This is a genomic window from Dyadobacter beijingensis DSM 21582 (genome assembly GCF_000382205.1).
Lineage (GTDB): Bacteria > Bacteroidota > Bacteroidia > Cytophagales > Spirosomataceae > Dyadobacter > Dyadobacter beijingensis.
The window spans coordinates 1,072,707-1,094,435 of the sequence record NZ_KB907787.1; the positions used below are offsets into that span (position 1 = coordinate 1,072,707).

The following is a 21,729-nucleotide window of genomic DNA, read 5'->3' on the forward strand; positions in this document are numbered from 1 at the left end:
GTCCGTTTTCGGACAGCCGGGTATTTAGTTTTGCCTCCAAATACTTCATTATCAGCAAAACCCAACCCTGGTACACATTTAATGCACCCGAAGTGAACGAATCCAGCCAAATTTCACCCTGCCATGTTAAAAAACTATTTCAAAATCGCTTTTCGGAACCTTTGGAAGCATAAGGTGTTTTCGCTGATCAATGTGATGGGGCTGACGGTAGGGATGTCGGCGTGTTTGTTGATCTCGATGTATGTCCATTTCGAGCTGACTTATGACGCATTCCATTCCAAAGCCGACCGCATTTACCGGCTGGTCACGGATGTAAAGACGCCTTCGGAAACGATCAATGCGGGCATTACTTCCTGGGCGTTCGGGCCGACGATCCAACAGGATTTCGCGGAAGTGGAAGCCTACACGCGCCTGAACGGAGGGAGTTTCCTTGTGCGGAAGGGCGATATCAAGTTCCAGGAGCCTACCGTATTTGCAGACTCGTCGCTGTTCCGCGTTTTTGATTTCCAACTTATCCAGGGCGACCCGAAAACGGCATTGAAAGAGCCGCTAAGCATCGTTTTTACCGAAAAGGCCGCAAAGAAATATTTCGGCGATGCCGACCCGGTAGGGCAGACGCTGCTGCTATCGGGTGAAGGCCTGCCGGCGAAGGTGACGGGCGTCATGAAGGATATTCCCGAAAACTCCCTCATCAAGGGCGATATGTTCGTATCGATGACCACCATGACGCAGCGTTTCAACCGCGGGATCGACAATGAATGGGGGAATTTCGGCGCTATGACATATCTCTTGCTTAAAAACGGGGCCGACAGCAAGTCGCTGGAAAAGAAATTTCCGGCCTACCTGGAACGTCGCGCGGGCAAGCTTATGCGCGAGAGCAAGATGTCTTATGTGCTTTTTCTTGAACCGCTCCTGAGCGTGCATTTGCATTCCGAGCGCGATGTGCCCGAGAAAGGGAGCATGAATAATGTATATGTATTTTCAGTGGTGGCAGCATTCATCCTGCTCATTGCCTGCATCAATTTTATCAACCTCACCACCGCCCGCTCCGCCGAACGGGCCAAAGAAGTAGGCATTCGCAAAGTGGTAGGCGCCGCAAGACCATTGCTGGCGCGGCAATTCGTGAGTGAATCGGTGATGCTTTGTTTGATCGCATTTCTTTTTTCCATTGCCCTGTCTGCTGCGCTGATACCGCTTTTCAACGACCTGGCGGGGAAAATCATCACCACCGGCATTTTTGACAATCCACTCTTTATCGGCACCATGCTGCTGGCGGCGGTGCTACTGGGCGTGCTGGCAGGCTTGTACCCGGCCTTGGTCTTGTCGTCGTTCGAGCCGGTGACGGTGCTAAAAGGACGCTTTACGACGAGTGTGAAGGGTATTCTGCTGCGTAAAGGGCTGGTAACCGTCCAGTTTGCCATTTCAATCGCGCTCATCATTTCGACGATGATCGTTTACATTCAAATGAACTACATGCGTAACCGCGACCTCGGTTTCAGCAAGGACCAGATGCTCGTCGTGAATACCGAAGGCGACCCTAAAAGGGAGGCGTTCAAGCAGTCGCTGAACGGCCTCGCAGGCATTCAATCCACCGCCGCGTCGTCGAGCGTGCCGGGAAGCTCCAATCCCGGCGCGTATTCGGAGATCGAAAACAAAAGCGGCGATTTGCAGGTTTCGAATCTTGATCTCTATTTCGTCGATTTCGACTACATTCCGCATTTCGGCCTCAAAATGGTGGCCGGGCGGCCATTTTCAAAGGAGTTCGGAACTGACACCACCCAGGCCATGGTAGTTAACGAAGCCGCGGTGAAGCTGCTGGGTTACAGCAAGCCCGAAGAGGCACTGGGCCGGCGTTTCAGACAATGGGGCCGCGAGGGCAAGATTATCGGCGTCATCAAGGATTTCCATTTCCGGTCGTTGCAGGAGGCGATCAGGCCGCTCACAATGCGCATTGAACCGGGTGGTTCGGAGCTCGTCTCGATGAAAATCGAGGGCAGCCGCTTGAAAGAAACTGTGGCCGAGGTGGAAGCGAAATGGAAAGCTGCCATGCCCGACAGGCCTTTCAGCTACTATTTTATGGACGAATTCTTCGACCGGCAGTACCGCAGCGAGGAGCGTTTCGAGAAGCTGTTTTTCAATTTTGCGATCCTGGCGATATTCATTTCCTGCCTTGGACTGCTCGGACTGGCATCGCACAGCACCATGCAGCGCACGAAGGAAATCGGCGTGCGGAAGGTCATGGGCGCGTCCATTGCCAGCATCGTAGGGCTGCTTTCGCGCGATTTTCTCAAACTGGTACTCATCGCTTTCGTCGTCGCGTCGCCCATCGCCTACTTCGGGATGGAGCGGTGGTTGGAGCATTTCGCTTACCGGACGGACATTTACTGGTGGATATTCGCTATTGCCGCCGCGCTGTCCGCCGTGATTGCATTTGCTACGGTCAGTTTCCAGAGCATCCGAGCGGCGGTCATGAACCCTGTAAAAAGCCTGCGGAGCGAGTAATGCCGCATTTGCGGAACATTTGCCGTCGTTCCAAAACGAACGGAACGTGTCCGATACCGAACACCACTGATTTGTTTTATATAAATGTAAAAAATTGATTTTCAGGTAATTGTGATAGTCTGGTCAACTGGTGCATAATTTGACGCTTCAAGAATGCTATCCATCCTTCAACCCTCGTAACCGGCGCCGTTATGTTATCCAGTTATCTGAGAATCGCTTTGCGAAGCCTTTGGAACAAAAAAGCCTTCGCATCCATCAATATTTTCGGGCTGGCCATCGGCTTGGCCACCTGCATGCTCATCCTGCTGTTTGTGCGGCATGAGCTCAGTTACGACCGGTTCAATGCCCATGCTGACCGAATATTCAGGGTGACCATGCACGGCCGGATCGGCGGTAATGAAATCGGCCTCGCGGGCGCGTCCGCACCGGCAGGGCCCGCGCTCCTGCGCGATTACCCGGGCGTAGAGGCATACACGAGGCTCGATGGAAATGGTACTTACCTCGTCAAAAACGGGAATAAGAAATTTACCGAAGACCGTGTCACCTTTGTCGATTCCAATTTCTTCGATTTCTTCTCGATACCGCTCCTGAAAGGCAATCCGAAAACGATGCTGACGGAGCCGAAAACGATCGTCATCACGGAATCCACCGCATTGAAATACTTCGGCAGCACCGATCCCGTGGGAAAAAGTCTTACAATGGGCAACCAGGGGCTTTTCCGCGTTACAGGCGTTTGCCGCGACGTCCCTTCCAACGCACATTTCCACTACGACTTCTTCGGCTCCATCAAATCCGACGATGTGGGCGAAAAGTGGCTTTCGAGCGGTGCGCATACGTACGTGCGGTTGCGTGAGGGTTATCCGGTCGAGAAGCTCCGGGCGCAGTCGCCGCAATTGGTTAAAAAATACATTGGCCCTGAAATACAGGAGTTTCTCGGCATTAGCTACGAAGAATACCTGCGCAAGGGCGATAGTTTCGGCTTCCAGTTTCAGCCGCTGACGACCATTCACCTGCAATCCAACCTCGAAAACGAGCTGGAAGCGAACGGGAACATCAAATACATTTACATTTTCACCGCCATTGCCGCATTCATCCTGCTCATTGCGTGCATCAATTTTATGAACCTTTCCACTGCCGGATCGGCCGGGCGGGCGAAGGAAGTAGGGGTACGGAAGGTGATGGGCTCGGTACGGCAGCAGCTGATGGCCCAGTTCCTGATCGAATCGGTGTTACTGACGGTTTTTGCGCTTGTCGTGGCCTTCATATTGGTCATATTGCTATTGCCGGGCTTCAACGATCTGGCCGGCAAGCAGTTTGATATCCAATCTATTCTGAATGCGCCTACCATCGGTTACGCATTAGCCGGCTGTCTCGCCGTGGGTTTGCTGGCGGGCAGTTATCCTGCATTTTTCCTGTCGGGATTCAAACCGATAGCGGTTTTGAAGGGGAGCATTCAGGCGGGGGTCAAAAGCGGCTGGCTGCGCAATGCGCTGGTAACCATTCAGTTTGTCGTATCGATCGGCATGATCATCGGCACGATGGTGGTGTACCGGCAGCTGCATTTTATTCAAAACAAGAATGTAGGTTTTAACAAGGACCAGGTGCTGATCCTGCACGACACCCATTTACTGGGCGATAAGGCCAAGGCATTCAAGGATGAGCTGCTGGGCCTTTCACCCGTGAGCAGCGTGACACTCGCCGGCTTCTTGCCCGCAGGCGCTTCGAATAGCGGCACCGACGGTTTCATTCCCGAAAGTGCCGAAAACGATATCACACCTTACCGCTTTGCTACCTATCAGGTCGATGAGGATTACCTCAAAACGCTCGGTATAGGACTTTCGGCCGGACGGAATTTCTCCAGGAGCTTCGGCGGTGACAGCGCGTCCGTGCTTATCAACGAGGCCGCTGCCCGGCAGTTCGGCTGGAAAAACCCGATAGGCAAGCGTATCCGGACGATCGGTAATGGCCAGCCGGAAACCAAGCGGTTTTATACGATAGTAGGTGTAACTAAAGACTTCCACTTCCGCTCGATGCACGAGCGCATTGCGCCGCTGGTGATGATGTACGGCGGCGACCTTTTCCAGATCGCCGTCCGGGTGAAGACTACCGACATGCCGGGGCTCATTAAAATGCTGGAAAAAACCTGGAAAGCAAACTCCGATAACCCTTTTGCCTATTCATTTCTCGACGAGCGTTTCAACAAAATGTATGAATCGGAAATGCGGATAGGGAAGCTGTTCGGCATTTTTGCCAGCCTCGCCGTCATCATCGCCTGTCTCGGGCTCTTCGGGCTGGCGGCATTCACCACCATTCAGCGCACTAAGGAAATCGGCGTCCGCAAGGTGCTGGGGGCGTCGGTTGTGAGCATTGTCGCATTGCTTTCGAAAGATTTTGTCAGGCTGGTGGGCGTCGCCATTGTCATTGCCTCGCCGCTTGCATGGTACGGGATGAACGAGTGGCTCTCGGATTTTGCCTATAAGGTCAATGTAGAATGGTGGGTGTTTGTCCTGGCCGGTGTGCTGGCTGTGGCTGTGGCTTTGCTGACGGTCAGTTTCCAGAGCATCAAGGCGGCATTGGTGAACCCCGTGAAAAGCTTGCGTAGTGAATAAGGTTATTCCAAAGAATGTTGGTCATGCTAAAAAATTACCTGAAAATCACCTTCCGTAACCTTTTGAAAAACAAGGGTTACTCGGGCATTAACATCGGCGGATTGGCGATCGGGATGGGCGTAGCGATGCTGATCGGCCTTTGGATTTACGATGAATTGTCCTTCAACCATTATTTCCGAAACCACGACCGGATCGGGCAAATCCTGCAAAACCAGGTGATCCACAGCGAGAAAAACACCTCTTTCTCGCTGCCCGTTCCTTATATAGCAGAGCTGAAAAGCCATTATGCAGGGTATTTCAAACACATTGCCGCTTCTAGCCAGGCGGACGAGCAGGTGCTGACGGCCGGCGAAGTAAAATTGTCGCGGAACGGGCAGTTTATGGATGCCGTTGCACCCGAAATGTTCTCGATGCAAATGCTGCGCGGTTCGCGCTCCGCGCTCGAAGATCCCCAGGGGCTCCTGTTGTCGCAATCCACGGCGGAAGCGCTTTTCGGCCAAACTGATCCCATGAACAAGATCGTCAAAATCGGTACGGACCTGGACATGAAAGTGACGGGTGTCTATGCGGATTTTCCCAAAAACACGAAGTTCAGCGAGGTGCAGTTCATCGGTTCGTGGGATTATTTTCTCGATAAAAACCGCTGGATGAAGGACAAAAAATGGGACAACCACGCGATCTGGATATTTGCCGAGCTCGCTGATGGCGTCGATTTCGCAACCGCCGACGCGGGCATCCGGCTTTCGGAACTGAGCGTGATCAAGCGCATGGACGATATGCGGGAAGAAGCCGCTACCCGCCCCGAAATGTGGCTGCACCCGATGAACGACTGGCATTTGTATTCCGGCTTCAAAAACGGGGCGGCAGGTGAGGGGCCGGTGAAATATGTCTGGATGGTGGGCATGATCGGGTTTTTCGTGCTGCTGCTGGCTTGCATTAACTTCGTCAACCTGAGCACCGCGCGTTCGGAAAAGCGTGCGCGGGAAGTAGGCGTGCGCAAGGCGATCGGCTCGCTGCGGGCGCAGCTGGTAGTACAGTTTTTCAGTGAGTCATTTGTGATCGTGCTGCTGTCGTTTCTCGTAGCACTGGGTGGCGTGGTGGCCTCGCTGGCCTGGTTCAATAACCTGGCTGCCAAACAGATGAGTATTCCATGGGATAACGCCTGGTTCTGGCTTTGCTGTGCCGGTTTCATTCTTTTGACTTCCCTGCTGGCAGGAAGCTACCCTGCGTTCTTTCTCACATCATTTCAACCCGTGAAAGTGCTCAAAGGCGCTTCGATACGGGCGAATGTTGGTCGGTTTGCCTACACACCCCGGCAGTTGCTGGTCGTGCTGCAATTCACGATTTCCGTTACCCTGATCATCTGCACGTCCATCGTGTACCGGCAGATCCGCTTCGCCAAAGAGCGGCCCGTCGGCTACACGCGCGACGGCTTGCTGATGATCAGCATGAAAACGGAGGATTTTTACAACAAAACCGACGTCCTGCGCACGGAATTGAAGAATACCGGCATGGTCGACGAGGTGGCCGAATCGCAGAGCCCCGTTACGGGCGTGTGGTCGTCCAATGAAGGTTTCAGCTGGAAAGGCATGCCGGAAGGCTTCTCCGGGCGCTTCGCGACGCTGACGGTGACGCCCGAATACGCGGCAACGGTCGGTTGGGAGTTTAAACAGGGCCGTAATCTTTCCCGCAAGCTCGCATCGGACAGTGCGGCATTTGTAATCAATGAATCGGCGGCGCGGCTGCTGGGCATGCCCGACCCGCTCGGCGAAGTGGTGTCATGGAAAAGCCAGTGGATGACGGACAATGTGCTCAAACATTTCACCGTCATCGGCGTCGTGAAGGATATGGTCATGGAATCGCCTTTCGAACCGGTGAAACCGACCGTTTTCTTCCTTTTCGGTTCGCCCAACTGGATCAATATCCGCCTGAATGCGGGCGTCAGCGCATCGGCTGCATTGACCGCCATTGAGAAAGTTTTCAAAAAGCTGGTGCCTGCGGCGCCATTCGAATATAAGTTCGCTGACCAGGAGTACGACGCCAAATTCAGGGCCGAAGAGCGGATCGGGAAGCTGGCCGGCTTTTTCGCGGGACTGGCGATTCTGATCAGCTGCCTGGGCCTGCTCGGACTGGCCTCTTTCACCGCCGAACAGCGTACCAAGGAAATAGGTATCCGAAAAGTGCTCGGCGCTTCGGTAGCGAGCCTATGGCGTATGCTGTCGAAGGATTTTGTGCTGCTGGTAGCCACTGCATGCCTGCTGGCGGCGCCTTTGGCGTGGTACGCCATGCGCGAATGGCTGGCAAGCTACCCGTACCGCACCGAAATGAACTGGTGGATCTTCGCCCTGGCGGGAGCTGGCGCGCTCGTGCTCACGCTCGCGACGGTGAGTTATCAGGCTGTTAAAGCTGCATGGATCAATCCGGTAAAGAGTTTGAAAAGCGAATAATTGAACACTCATATGCGCGGTAATTATTTGAAATTCTCCTTCCGCAGCCTGGCGAAGCACAGAATGCACGCCGGTATCAACCTGGTCGGGCTTGCCATCGGTATGGCCGGCGCGATCGTGATTTTTCAATTGGTTAAGTACCACCTGAGCGTCGACCGGTACCATCGTAACGCGGACCGTACGTACCGCGTCGTCGTGGACTTGCATTTGGCGGATGGCTCGGTGGAGCAGGAGCGGGGCTCGGCGTATGTTTTGCATGAAACATTGAAAAAGGATTTCACTTATGTGGAAAATGCCGCTTATGTGGCGCACAAGGAAATGACGATCCGCGTGGACCACCGAGGCGCTTCCCGGAAGTTTCTCGAAAAGGATCACGCCGTTTTTACCAATGCGGACTATTTTCAAATATTTGATTATAAATGGATTACAGGCAATTCGTCCGTGCTGAATGCGCCCGGGCAGGCCGTGGTGACGGAGCGCTACGCGCGGAAATACTTCGGCAGCGATGATGCGTTAGGCAAGGTAATCCGCGTCAATAACCGCGAGAATGTCGTCATAGCCGGCATTGTGGCCGATTATCCGGAGCAGACGGATTTCAAACAGGACATTTTCGTATCGCTTCCGACTTTGAAAAAGATCATCCCGGAATATGGTTACGAGGACTGGGGCTGGATCGATAGCGGCCGCGAAACGTTCATTACCCTGCATGCTGCCGCCGATAAAGCTGCGTTCGAAAGTCAGATGCCTGCTTTTGCCGACAAATATTACGGCCGCGACGGCAAGGTGTTCCATTACCATTTGCAGGAGCTCGCCGATGTGCATTTCAACATCGCTTACGGCGGAAAAATCAAGTTTAATACCATTCTGGTGTTGGGCACGGTGGGGGTGCTGCTCGTGCTGATCGCCTGCTTTAATTTTATCAACCTTTCTACCGCCCAGGCATTCAAGCGGAGCAGGGAAGTGGGTGTGCGCAAGGTGTTGGGCATTTCGCAGGTGCAGGTTTTCTGGCTGTTTTTACAGGAAACGATCTTGTTGACGGTGCTGGCCGGCGCCGTGTCGGTGTTGATCTCCTGGCTTTTTGCGCCGCTCCTGGGGACGTGGCTGGGACTGAGTGTGGCCGTTAACCCGTTCATGGATTGGCAGTTGTTCGCGTTTCTGGCATTGCTGCTGGTGTTCGTCGTGTTAATGGCGGGCGTTTATCCGGCATTTGTCGTGTCGAGCTTCAACCCGGTGAAGGCGATCAAGGGGCTTTTGAAGGAAAATAACCGGAGCTTTTTCTCCGTCAGGAAAAGTCTGGTGGTGACACAATTCAGCATTTCATTCGTCCTGATAGCGGTTTCGACGCTCATCATCCTGCAATCGGAGTACCTGAAAAACAAAGACCTGGGCATGGACAAAGACCTGGTCCTGCACCTGAATTTGCCCGAAACGGAAACGGCCAAGCTCGCCGCATTGCGCAACGAACTGGCCGCATTGCCGGAGGTGACCGATCTGTCGTTTTTCAGGAGCGCGCCTTCCGTGCAGGTCAGCGGCGGCGGAACGATCAAATTCGAGAACCGCGACTGGGAGAAATTTGTGGCGCGGTCGAGGGCGGCGGACGATCATTTTGTCAAAACTTATGGATTGAAACTCGTGGCAGGGCGCGCTCCCATGCATTCGGATACGCTGAATGAGCTTCTGATCAACCATAAACTGGTGAAAGCATTAGGCCTGAAATCGCCGGAAGATGCACTGAACCGCCGCCTGCACGTGGGCGACGCGGGCAAAACGGGTACCATCGTGGGCGTGCTGTCCGACTTCAACAATGGCGACCTGTACACCGGCATCGAGCCGACGATCGTATTCGCAGACCAGAAACGGTACCGGTCGGGAGGGGTGAAACTGAGCCGCCTGAACGCCCAGACGATCAACCGGATCGCTGCGGCCTGGCAGAAGCAGTTCCCGGAGAATGTATTCGAATACAGTTTCTATGACGAAGAAATCGCGAAATTCTATCAGCGCGAAGAACTCGCTACGCGGCTTACCACCACATTCGCATTGCTTTCCGTGTGCCTGTCGTGCCTGGGACTTTTCGGTCTGGCGATCTTCGCCATCGAGCAGCGGACGAAGGAAATCGGCGTGCGGAAAGTGCTCGGTGCTTCGGTAGCGGGCATTACGGCCATGCTGTCGATGGATTTCCTGAAACTCGTTCTCGTGGCAATCGTCATGGCGAGCCCGGTTGCCTGGTATTTGATGGATAAATGGTTGCAGGACTTCGCCTACCGCATTGATATCCACTGGGGTATTTTCGCCTTGGCCGCTTTTCTGGCAGCAGGTATCGCCTTGCTCACGGTGGGTTTTCAGAGCGTCAAAGCGGCGCTCACCGACCCCGTGAAGTCACTGAGAAGCGAATGATATTAGAGAAAATGGCGGTCGGCGGTCAGTTGTCGGCGGTTCGCCCACTTGCATAGAACGTTAACCCAATAGCATCCATGTTTAAAAACTATCTCAAAATCGCGTTCCGTAACCTGGTGAAGAGCAAGGGTTATTCGGCCATTAACATCGGTGGGCTGGCTGTGGGAATGGCCGTGGCCATGCTCATAGGCCTGTGGGTGTACGATGAATTCGCATTCGATCGCTACCATGAAAATTACGACCGCATTGCCAAAGTGGTGGAGCGGGGCGTGTATGAGGGTAAAAACTACGACGGCAGCCAGCATACGTCTTATCCGTTGGGCCAATACCTGCGCGAGCACCATAAGGAGGATTTCGAATATGTGATCCAGTCGTCGTTTACCGACCAGCACATTCTCGCATACAAAGACAATAAGTTTACCAAAAACGGGGGCTACATGAGTGCCGAAGTGCCGCACATGCTTACCCTGCACATGCGCCGCGGCACGCGCGACGGCCTCAAAGAACAGCATTCGATCCTTATTTCGGAATCGGTGGCGGCGGCATTATTCGGGAATGAAAACCCGATGGACAAAATCGTGAAAATGGATAACCGCCACGATCTGAAAGTGACGGGCGTCTATGAAGACCTGCCTTACAACACGGAGTTCCGCGAGCTGACGTTCATCGCGCCGTGGGATCTGTACGTGGCCACGCAGGATTGGGTGCGCGAGGCGCGTGACAAGGAGCAGTGGAACAACAATTCCTGGCAACTGCTGACGCAAATCCGTGCCAACACGACATTTGACGGTGTTACGGCGAGGATAAAGCATATTAAAGTGCAACACACACCGGAAGCCCGGTTCCTGAAACCCGAAAGTTACCTGCTACCGATGTCGAAATGGCATTTGTACGGCACCTGGGACGACCGCGGCCAGCCCGACGCGCGCATTCGCTATGTGTGGCTTTTCGCGGTGATCGGTGCATTTGTGCTGCTGCTGGCGTCCATCAATTTTATGAACCTGAGCACCGCACGTTCCGAGAAGCGCGCCAAGGAAGTGGGTATCCGCAAGGCCGTGGGTTCGCTCCGGTCGCAGCTGATCAACCAGTTTTTCAGCGAGTCGCTGATGGTCGTGTTTTTTGCATTCATTATCGCCATTCTCATCGTGGTGCTTGCATTGCCGTTTTTCAACGAAATGGCCGACAAACGGCTCGTTTTCCCGTGGGCCAGCGCCTATTTCTGGCTGGCGGGCATTGCGTTCTGCTTACTGACGGGCCTTTTGTCGGGCAGTTACCCGGCATTTTACCTGTCGTCCTTCCATCCGGTGAAGGTGCTCAAAGGTACATTCAGCGCAGGCAGGTTCGCGGGGGCGCCGCGCAAGGTGTTAGTGGTGCTGCAATTTACCGTTTCGGTGACGCTCATCATTGGTACGGCTATTGTTTACAAACAAATCCAGCATGCCAAAAACCGCCCCGTCGGCTATGACAGGGAGGGGCTGATCACCATCGAGATCAATACGCCGGAGCTTTACAGCCAGTATAACCGCCTCCGCGGTGAGCTGCTGGAAACCGGCGCGGTGACGGAAATGTCAACCTCGTCGTCGCCCTCGACTTTCGTGGGTTCCAATAATGGCGGTTTCTCCTGGCCGGGCAAGGACCCGAACCTGCACGATAATTTTGGTACGATCGGCGTGAGCCATGATTTTGGTAAAACGATGGGCTGGCAGTTTATCGGAGGCCGCGATTTCTCCCGCCAGTTCTCCACCGACTCGACCGGGATGGTCATGAACGAAGCGGCCATGAAATATATGGGCTTCAAATCGCCCTCGGAAATCGTCGATCAAACCGTGAAATGGCGTGACAGGCCATTCAGAGTGGTGGGTGTGGTACGCGATATGGTAATGGGCTCGCCGTTTAGTCCGGTGCGTCCTACGGTGTTTATGGTCGATTATGGTTGGGCGAATTTCATCAATGTAAAGCTGAAACCGGGCCTGCCGCTCCGGGAATCGCTTGCGAAAGTGGGCGGCGTTTTCCGGGAAGTCAGCCCCGGCAGTCCATTCGATTACAAATTCACAGACCAGGAATATGCGCTGAAATTCGCAGCGGAAGAGCGCATTGCCACACTGGCATCGGTATTTGCGGCCTTGGCGATCCTGATCAGCTGCCTCGGGTTATTCGGGCTGGCATCATTCACGGCCGAGCAGCGGACGAAAGAAATCGGCGTCCGCAAAGTGCTGGGCGCGTCGGTGACAAACCTGTGGGCATTGCTGTCGCGGGAGTTTATTGTGTTGGTCGTCATTTCCTTTGTGATCTCTACCCCGCTGGCCTGGTATTTCCTCAATAACTGGCTTCAAAAATATGAGTACCGCACCAATATCCCGTGGTGGATCTTCGCCGGGGCGGGTGGCGGCGCATTGGCCATTACATTGATCACGGTGAGTTATCAGGCTATCAGGGCGGCATTGCTCGATCCTGTCAAGTCGCTGCGGAGCGAGTAGCTTTCAATCGTTAGTAGTCATTTTAGAACAGGCGTTCCAGAATAATCTTATGTTTAAAAATTATCTCAAAATCGCTCTGCGTACCCTTTTGAAAAACAAAGGGTATACCGCTATTAATATCTCTGGTCTGGCGCTTGGACTGGCTACCTGCCTGCTGATCGTGCTGTACGTGTCCGACGAGCTCAGTTACGACCAGCATCACCGCGCGGCCGACAGGCTTTTCCGCATTGCGATGACCAGTCGGGGGGAGCAATGGGCCGGCACGCCGGGACCGGTTGCCGCGGGTGTGAAAAGCGATTTCCCGGAAGTGGAATCGGTGACGCGCATCCTCAAATTTTCAGGGATCGACCGGATGCTGCTCGAAAACCGGCAGGGCGATGAGACGAAGCGATTTTACGAAACCAACGGCTATTACGCCGATTCGACGCTGTTCGATGTTTTTACCTATGATTTTAAGTATGGCGATCCGCGCACCGCGCTCGACAAGCCGAACACGCTCGTACTTTCGGAAGAAGTGGCGACCAAGCTTTTTGGCGATACTGATCCCGTAGGTAAAGTGATCCGCGTGGGGCTGCTTTTCGGCGACTTCGATTACACCGTAACGGGCGTTTACCGCAACGACCGCAAGTCGCATATCGATGCGCATTATTTTTTATCCATGCAAAACGGCGATATGGGCAGCTGGGTAACGGGCCAGAACAACTGGGCGATGAACAACATCTTCCATACCTACGTGAAGCTGCACAAGGGTGCGGACCCCGCCGCATTCGAGTCCAAACTGACGCCGTTCCTGGAACGCCACGGTGAAGCCGACCTGAAAGCGATGGGTATTTCGAAAGAATTATTCATGCAGCCGGTACCTGACATTTACCTCCGATCGGCAATCGGGAACGAGCTCGCCCCGAACGGGAGCATGACTTACCTCTACATTTTCGGCTCCATTGCCGTTTTTCTGTTGCTTATTGCCTGTATTAATTTTATGAACCTGAGCACGGCGCGCTCCGAGAAGCGGGCGCGGGAAGTCGGCGTGCGGAAGGTGATGGGCGCCATGCGGAATGCATTGGTATTCCAGTTCCTGGGCGAGTCGATGATGCTGGCAGGTATGGCGCTAGGCATTGCGTTGCTGCTGGTGGCGCTGCTTTTGCCCTATTTCAATAACCTCACGGGTAAGGAGCTCGATATGCTCCGGGAGCCGGCATTTCTCTATTGGATTGCGGGTATTACCTTGTTTACGGGGCTGGTAGCGGGGCTTTATCCGGCATTTTACCTGTCGTCGTTCAAGCCGGTGAGTGTCCTTAAGGGGCGTATGGTGCATATCGGCTCGGCGGTAATGCTGCGGAAAGGGCTGGTAGTATTTCAATTTACAGTGTCCATCATCCTCATTCTCGGCGCGATCGTGATCGGGCAGCAGCTTTCTTTTTTGCAAAACCAGCACCTCGGTTTTAATAAGGAACAAAAACTGGTAATCCCTATCCGCAACGACAAGGCTGCAAAAAACTACCCTGCATTCCGCGAGGAAGTACTGCGGGTCCCGGGCGTCGCGGCGGCCACGAACGGCTCGGTGTATCCGGGTATTGAAAATATTGAAGACTTGCTTTTTTATGGGGAAAACAAGACGGTGCACGATGCCGTGGACGTGCATTTCGCCACCGTCGGGGACGATTATGTGGAAACACTGGGCCTTTCGATGGTGGCCGGGCGTTCCTTCACAAAAGCATTCAGCGGTGATTCGAGCAGCATCATCCTGAACGAAGCGGCCGTGCGGGAGCTGGGCTACGATGTGGCGACGGCCATCGGCAAGCATGTATTCTTCGAGCTGGGCGGCAAACGACGCAGTTTGCAGGTCGTAGGCGTGGTGAAGGATTTTAATTTCCACAGCCTGCACGAAGGGATCAAACCTTACGCCCTTACTACGAGCATTACCGACAAGTACCAGTATTTTATTGCCAGTATTCAAACGAAAGACTACGCCGGTGTGCTCGCATCGGTCGAAAATGCCTGGAAGCGCTTGAACCCCGGCATTCCGTTCGCCTATTCGTTTCTGGACGAGGATTTTCAGAAAAATTACCAGAAAGAGCAGCTGACGGGCAGCATTGTCGTGTATTTCACCTGCATTGCGGTCGTGATTGCCTGCCTGGGATTATTCGGACTGGCGGCTTTCTCGGCGGAGCGGCGTACGAAGGAAATCGGTGTCCGCAAGGTACTGGGCGCTTCGGTGGGCAGCATCGTGGGCATGCTTTCGGGAGAATTTTTGTCACTGGTAGGCATCGCACTCGTCATCGCGACGCCCGTTGGGTGGGCGGGTATGCACCAATGGCTGCAAGGATTTGCCTATCAGGTGGGGATTCAGTGGTGGATTTTTCCGCTTACCGGGCTGCTGGCGGTAGCGGTAGCGCTGCTGACGGTCGGTTTTCAGAGTGTCAAAGCTGCGCTGATGAACCCGGTGAAATCGCTGCGCAGCGAGTAGATTAGGAACAAACGCAAATAAATCATCCAGGATCATGCTGAAAAATTACTTCAAAATCGCATGGCGGAACCTGTTGAAAAACAAGGGGTATTCCGCTATTAACATTTGCGGGCTGTCGGTGGGGATGGCGGTGGCGGTGCTGATCGGCCTGTGGGTTTACGACGAACTGTCGTTTAACCATTACCACAAAAACCACGACCGGGTGGGGCAGGTGTGGCAATTTGTGCAGTTCGGACCGGAAAAATCACCCTACGACGTTGTACCCTTGCCGCTGGCGAATGAATTGCGCGAGAAATATCCGGACTTTGAAGCGGTAGCGAAGTCGGCTTACCGGGATGTGATTGTTACGTATGGCGACAAGATGTTTTCTAAGCCGGGGCAGTATGTGGAGCCGGCATTCACCAAAATGATGTCTGTGCGGATCGTTGCCGGCATCGATAATTTGAAGGAAGTAAATGCCGTGCTGCTATCTGAAACGTTTGCAAGGTCGCTGTTCGGAAGCGAAAGCCCGGTGAATAAGGTGTTGAAAATCAATAGCAATCGCGATGTTAAGGTGGCCGGGGTATTCCAGGATATGCCCAATAACAGCACCTTCCGCAATACGCAGATACTGGCTCCCTGGGCGCTATGGACGGCCATGGACGCCTATGCCAAACGGACCGATACACAATGGGACGAGAATTCTTTCCAAGTCTTCGCACAGCTCCGTGAAGGCGCCGATTTCGCTGGCGTTTCGGCTAAAATCAAGGATTTACGTATGAAGCGCGAGAACCCGCCGGGGTACAAGCCGGAGTTTTTCCTTCATCCGATGAACCGCTGGCATTTATACTCCGATTTTGAAAACGGGCAGAATACGGGCGGGCTGATCACTTTCGTCTGGCTGTTCGGCATTATCGGTGTGTTCGTACTGCTGCTGGCCTGCATCAATTTCATGAACCTCAGCACGGCCCGGTCGGAAAAACGGGCCAGGGAAGTGGGCATCCGCAAGGCGATCGGGTCGCTCAAAGCACAGCTGGTGAGCCAGTTTTTCAGTGAATCGGTGCTGGTGGTATTCATTGCTTTCTGCCTGGCGCTCTTACTGGCGGGGCTCGCATTGCCGGTATTCAATCAGGTGGCCGAGAAAAAGATCGTTCTTCCGCTGACTAATCCGCTGTTCTGGCTCGCCGGGACCGTGTTTTCGCTTGCTACCGCCATGATCGCCGGCAGTTACCCGGCGCTATACCTCTCGTCGTTCCAGCCTTTGCAGGTTTTGAAAGGAACGTTCAAATCCGGAAGGTTTGCCGCATTGCCGCGGAAAGTGCTCGTCGTGACGCAGTTCACCGTTTCGGTGACGCTCATTATTGGTACCGTAGTCGTTTTCAGGCAAATCCAGCATGCCAAAAACCGGCCTGTCGGGTATAGCAGGCAAGGATTGGTGGAGGTTGATATGAACACACCTGCATTGTATGGCCATTATAATGCATTGAAAAGCGACCTGATGGGTACCGGTGCCGTGAGTGCCTATTCGCAATCGTCGGGCTCGGTAACGGTGCAGTATGGCGGCGTTACCAATCTCTCATGGCCCGGTAAGGCACCGGATGCCGTGCCGCTGCTGATGTCCAACAGTATTTCGCATGACTACGGACAAACTGTCGCCTGGCAGGTAACCCAGGGCCGCGATTTTTCGCGCGCTTACCCTACGGACTCGTCCGCGATGATCGTCAACGAATCGGCATTGTCGTTAATGGGCCTCAAAAAGCCGCTGGAATCGGTTTTGAACTGGGGCGGGAAGGAGTACCGGGTCATCGGCGTGGTGAAAGACATGGTGCGCGAGTCGCCGTTCAGCCAGATCAGCCCGGCATTTTACGTGGTAAACTACCGGAATACGAATGTGATCAATATGCGGCTCACTCCGGATATGGGCGTGGCCGACGCGCTGGAAAAGGTGGGCGCGGTGTTCAGGAAGTATGATCCGAACAGTCCGTTTACCTACCAGTTTGTGGATACGCTGTTTGCTAAAAAATTCGCCGACGAGGAACGCATCGGCAAGCTGGCGTCTTTCTTCACGGCCCTGGCGATATTCATTTCCTGCCTCGGGCTATTCGGGCTGGCTTCTTTCGTAGCCGAGCAGCGTACGAAGGAAATCGGGATCAGGAAGGTGCTGGGCGCTTCGATCGCCAATTTGTGGCAACTGCTATCGACCGACTTTGTCGTGCTGGTGCTCGTCGCCTGTATCATTTCCGGCCCTATCGCCTGGTATTTTATGAGTGGGTGGCTGAAAAATTACTCCTACCGTACGGAAATATCATGGTGGATTTTCCTGGGCACGGCATTTGGTGCGCTGGCGATTACGTTGCTTACGGTCAGTTTCCAGGCCATTCGGGCGGCATTGATCAACCCGGTGAAGTCGCTGAGAAGTGAGTGAAGCGGACCGCCGACGGCTGATGGCCGACCGCCGACTGACCGCCGACCGCCGGTTGACGGCCGACGACCGACGGCCGATCATCGGGCACGTAGGATGCCGTCAGCCGTCAGCGGTCGGCTGTCTGCCATCAGCGGTCGGCTGTCTACCATCAGCGGTCAGCCATCAACGGTCAGCGGTCAGCCGTCGGCCGTCAGTCGTCAGCGGTCAGCCATCAGCGGTCACCTCCGCATTAATGTTCAGTTAAACAAGGCAAGCGGTAATACATTTTCGGCGGACTGGCTTTATCTTGCGGGGGAAACCTGATTAAACCCGATTCCCTTGCTTAAAACCTTTACTTTCAGTGTCGCCGCTCTTCTGATGCTTGTTTCCGGACCGCTTTGTGCCCAGAAAAGCATGGTCGTGTCCAATCTGGAAGCGAATGTGGAGGCGGGCAGCTATCTTTCTTCGAATGGTGAAACACCTTTTTGGCTGCGTACCAACCAGTTCGGCGCCGTTCCTGATCATGCCACGGCTGGTGTTCTGCAAGGCACCGCCCGACGGAATTACGTTTTTTACGACAGCCTGGCCGGCAAGCCGCGGAGGTTCGATTGGAGCGCCGGCGTGAGCCCGGTAGGGGTATATAACAAGGAAAACAAATTTGAATTCCTCCTCCCGGAGGCGCATGCGAGCGTGCGTTTCAAGCGTATGGAACTGTATGTGGGCCGTCGCCGCGAGGTAATGGGCCTGGGTGATTCCACGCTATCTTCGGGTTTTTATTCGGTGTCGGGCAATTCGCTGCCGGTTCCCAAGGTGCAGATCGGAACGGTGGGTTTTACACCTTTGAAGTTCACGGGCAATTTCCTCGCCGTTCACGCCGGGTTTGCACACGGCTGGTTCAATACCGATTACATTCAGGGTGTGCGGCTACACCAGAAATTCCTTTACCTGCGGCTGGGAAAAAAGAAAAGCAAGCTTTACCTCGGTCTGAACCACAATGTGATGTGGGCCGGGCATTCGGAATACCTGAAACAACATCCTGAACTGGCCGTGAACGGTGAGCTGCCGTCGTCGTGGTCCATTTACCCGAATGTGGTGCTCGCATTTACTTCCAAAAACTGGTTCGAGAAAAACGGGTACGGGGCATTCGACAGCTACCGGGTAGGCAATCACCTGGGCAGCTATGACATCGCTTTTGAGACGAAACTCAGCGATTACCGTCTTTTTATCTATCACCAGCACCCTTTCGAGGACGTTTCGAGTATGCTGTTCAAGAACATTCCGGACGGATTGTACGGCATTAACTTTAAACTGAAACCAGGTAATGTGCATAGCGGCCTTACGCTCACGCACCTCACGCTGGAATTTCTCTCCACCAGCGATCAGTCGGGTACCGAGTTTTACATTCCCGGCAGCAAATACCAGGGCGCCGACAACTATTTTAACCATACCCAATATTCAGAGGGCTGGTCGTACAAGGGACGTACCGTGGGCACGCCGTTTATCATTCCCGGCAAGGATATGGACCAGTCGAAGCTCGTGAACCCGCGCTATTTTCCCAACAACCGCGTGCATGTATGGTACGCGGGTGCGCAGGCGAATGCGGGCCGTGCGCTCGCGCTTACGCTGCGACTTTCGTACAGCCGCAACTTCGGGACACCCGGCGCCGACTTCGATCCGCCGCGAGGCCAGTTTTCCGGTGTGCTGGGTGCGCAATATCGCCTGCCGGGCCTCCTGCCGGGCCTGAAAAATACCAGCATTCTCGCCCGCGTGGCCAGTGATCGGGGCGATATTTTCAGCCCGCGCACAGGGGGGTATATCGGTATTCGCAAGGACTGGTAAAGTGCTTGTCCACGGGTGGACAAGGTTGTCCGAATTCGGACAGTTTCTGTGCTTTTTTATCCTATAATGTATTGATTATTAATCGGTTGTTTTGCCTGGCATAACTTTGTTGACGCGGGCTGATAACAGTCATTGTCAGGGAATTACGTTTTCTGGCAATTGTTGTTTTTAACCCTTTCGCGAAACAACGTCATGCTCAAAAATTACCTCAAAGTCGCGCTCCGGAATATCTGGAAAAACAAAGTTTTTTCGGCGATCAATATCGTGGGCCTGGCAGTCGGGATGGCCGCCTGCATTGTGATCATGCTGTTCGTGTTTTACGAGCGTAGCTTCGACGGGATGCATGCCAAAAACATCTACCGCCTCGACGAGGTCCAGAAGTTCGAAGGCATGGTCGCTCCGCAGAAAGTGGCGCTTTCGATGTTCCCGATGGGGCCGACGTTGGAGCAGGAATTTCCTGAAATCCGCCAGTATATCCGTGTCAATACCACCGGAAAGCTACCGGTGCATTACGGAGAGCAGCGTATCGAGCTTGCGCAAACGTATCTCACCGATTCCAATTTCTTCCAGCTTTTCGACTACCCCGTCATCGAAGGCGACAAGAAGCGTATTTTAAAAGAACCCAACAGCGTTGTCCTGACCCGGAAAAGCGCCCGCAATATTTTCGGGAATACAGATCCGATGGGTAAAACGATCAGCCATTTCGGCAACGACACGCTGACGCTGAAAGTGACCGGCATTATGGAGGACGTGCCTGCGAACTCGCATTTGCAGTTCGATGCATTGATTTCCTTCAATACCATTGCCAAACCCGATTTTATGAATAACTGGGGCGGCAACTGGCTCGTCACTTACCTGGAACTCGCGCCTGGAACGGACGTCGCGAAGCTGGAAAAGAAATTTCCCGATTTTCTGAAAAAACACATGAAAGGGGGCGGCTGGAAATTCTACGAGCTGTTTTTGCAGCCGCTGGCCGATGTGCACGCGCAGTCTGTCGACATTACCCATGATTATGTCAACTTTCAGAAATTCGATAAACGGTATACCTATGTGTTCCTCGTGATCGCGGTGATCGTGCTGGTGATCGCTTGCGTGAATTTCATGAACCTTTCCACGGCGCGGTCGACCGGGCGGGCGAAGGAAGTGGGTATCCGCAAGTCGATCGGGGCGCAGCGGTTCCAGCTGGCCGGGCAGTTTATCGGTGAATCGGTGCTGCTGTCGTTGTTTGCGCTGGTGCTGGCGGTGGGGATCGTCAAGCTGGTAATGCCTGCGGTGGCGAATTTCAGCCAGCGGCAGCTCGAATTTTCGATCTTTCAGAATCCGGGGTTGTTGCTCGTTGTATTATTGGGAACGGTGCTGATCGGCCTTTTCTCGGGCCTCTACCCGGCCGTGTTTTTGAGCGCATTCGAACCGGTGAAGGTATTGAAAGGCACGATCCGTGCCGGCAAAAGCAGCTTTCGCAATGTGCTCGTGGTAGCGCAGTTTGCCAGCGCCATTTTTCTCATCATCGCCACCGGTTTCGCCGTGAAGCAATTGCGGTATATGGTCGATAAAGATCCTGGCTTCGATAAGGAGCAGGTGGTGATTGTGCCGCTGGATTCGAAGTCCGACCGGAAGTTCGATGCACTAAAACAGGATTTGCTCACGAGCTCGTTTATCGGGGCTGTCACGGGGTCGCAGCAGCGGCTGGGCAACAACCTGCACCAGACGGGCGTCGCGTTCCAGGGCACGGGGCCGCGTAGGGAGCTTACCTCCTCGCAGGTGATCGTCGACCCGGATTACCTCACATTGTATAAAATCAAACTGATTGCCGGCCGGAATTTTACCCACGAAGCGAGTGAGAATGCCAAAACCTATATTATAAACAAGTCGCTCGCGCAGGAGCTTTTGAAAGACGAACCGACGCTTACCATGGAAACACTGATCGGCAAGCGCTTCGGATTTTCGGGCATGGATTCGCTGTCGACGATCGTAGGCGTGACCGAGGATTTTAACTTCAACTCGCTGCATCACAAGGTGGAAACGCTCTGCATATTCAACCAGAAAGACTGGTCATATTCCGAAATGTCGGTGCGGATCAAAGGGGGGAACCCGCAGCAGGCCATTGCGGCCATCCAGGCAACGTGGAACAAGCTGGTACCGGATCAGCCATTTACCTATTCCTTCCTGGACGAGCACTTCGCCGAAATGTACCGCGCCGATAGCCAGGTGAGCGAAATCGTCGGCATTCTGGCCGGGCTGGCGATATTCATCTCCTGCCTGGGTCTGTTCGGGCTGGCTTCCTATTCGGCGGAACGGCGGGTGAAGGAGATCGGCGTGCGCAAGGTAATGGGTGCGTCGGTGGCGGGTATCGTGGCATTGCTCTCGCGGGATTTTCTCAAACTCGTGCTCGTAGCGATCCTGATCGCCTCGCCGGTGGCCTGGTGGGCCGTGAAAACCTGGCTGAACGACTTCGCCTATCGCATCGATATCGAATGGTGGATGTTCCTCGTGGCGGGCGCGCTGGCCGTGGCGGTGGCGCTGTTCACGATCAGTTTTCAGAGTATCAAAGCGGCATTGACCAATCCGGTCAAAAGCCTGCGGGCGGAGTAATGACCATTTGAATTTCGAA

9 protein-coding genes are annotated in these 21,729 nt (G+C 54.1%); all 9 read left to right on the forward strand.

Features of this window, described 5'->3' with window-relative positions; genetic code table 11:
• Positions 1 to 123: 123 nt before the first annotated feature.
• Entirely contained in the window at positions 124 to 2,502 is a 2,379-nt protein-coding gene (locus tag H144_RS0111705; RefSeq protein WP_019942253.1) for an ABC transporter permease, read from the forward strand.
• A gap of 191 nt (positions 2,503 to 2,693) precedes the next feature.
• A complete protein-coding gene (locus tag H144_RS0111710; protein ID WP_026350621.1) occupies positions 2,694 to 5,111 on the forward strand; it encodes an ABC transporter permease in 2,418 nt (805 codons plus the stop codon).
• A gap of 23 nt (positions 5,112 to 5,134) precedes the next feature.
• Complete coding sequence (locus tag H144_RS0111715) at positions 5,135 to 7,558, forward strand: ABC transporter permease (protein ID WP_026350622.1); 2,424 nt, start codon at positions 5,135 to 5,137, stop codon at positions 7,556 to 7,558.
• Positions 7,559 to 7,570: 12 nt separating this feature from the next.
• Positions 7,571 to 9,952, forward strand: a complete 2,382-nt coding sequence (locus tag H144_RS0111720) for an ABC transporter permease (RefSeq protein WP_019942256.1) — start codon at positions 7,571 to 7,573, stop codon at positions 9,950 to 9,952.
• 77 nt (positions 9,953 to 10,029) lie between these two features.
• Positions 10,030 to 12,429: an ABC transporter permease gene (locus H144_RS0111725; RefSeq protein WP_019942257.1), complete on the forward strand. Its 2,400-nt coding sequence runs from the start codon at positions 10,030 to 10,032 to the stop codon at positions 12,427 to 12,429.
• A gap of 49 nt (positions 12,430 to 12,478) precedes the next feature.
• Entirely contained in the window at positions 12,479 to 14,896 is a 2,418-nt protein-coding gene (locus H144_RS0111730) for an ABC transporter permease (RefSeq protein WP_019942258.1), read from the forward strand.
• Positions 14,897 to 14,930: 34 nt separating this feature from the next.
• Positions 14,931 to 17,300 carry an ABC transporter permease gene (locus H144_RS0111735; RefSeq protein WP_019942259.1) on the forward strand — a complete coding sequence of 790 codons (2,370 nt, stop codon included), beginning with the start codon at positions 14,931 to 14,933 and terminating at the stop codon, positions 17,298 to 17,300.
• A 318-nt stretch (positions 17,301 to 17,618) separates the two neighbouring features.
• Entirely contained in the window at positions 17,619 to 19,118 is a 1,500-nt protein-coding gene (locus H144_RS0111740) for a capsule assembly Wzi family protein (RefSeq protein WP_229207886.1), read from the forward strand.
• A 192-nt stretch (positions 19,119 to 19,310) separates the two neighbouring features.
• Positions 19,311 to 21,710, forward strand: coding sequence for an ABC transporter permease (locus H144_RS0111745; protein WP_019942261.1), 2,400 nt, complete (start codon positions 19,311 to 19,313; stop codon positions 21,708 to 21,710).
• The last annotated feature ends 19 nt before the right edge of the window (positions 21,711 to 21,729 follow it).

Coding starts and splice junctions, on each gene's coding strand:
- H144_RS0111725 (WP_019942257.1), top strand. CDS start 10,030: ATGTTTAAAAACTATCTCAAAATCGCGTTCCGTAACCTGGTGAAGAGC.
- H144_RS0111735 (WP_019942259.1), top strand. CDS start 14,931: ATGCTGAAAAATTACTTCAAAATCGCATGGCGGAACCTGTTGAAAAAC.
- H144_RS0111710 (WP_026350621.1), top strand. CDS start 2,694: ATGTTATCCAGTTATCTGAGAATCGCTTTGCGAAGCCTTTGGAACAAA.
- H144_RS0111715 (WP_026350622.1), top strand. CDS start 5,135: ATGCTAAAAAATTACCTGAAAATCACCTTCCGTAACCTTTTGAAAAAC.
- H144_RS0111745 (WP_019942261.1), top strand. CDS start 19,311: ATGCTCAAAAATTACCTCAAAGTCGCGCTCCGGAATATCTGGAAAAAC.
- H144_RS0111720 (WP_019942256.1), top strand. CDS start 7,571: ATGCGCGGTAATTATTTGAAATTCTCCTTCCGCAGCCTGGCGAAGCAC.
- H144_RS0111730 (WP_019942258.1), top strand. CDS start 12,479: ATGTTTAAAAATTATCTCAAAATCGCTCTGCGTACCCTTTTGAAAAAC.
- H144_RS0111705 (WP_019942253.1), top strand. CDS start 124: ATGTTAAAAAACTATTTCAAAATCGCTTTTCGGAACCTTTGGAAGCAT.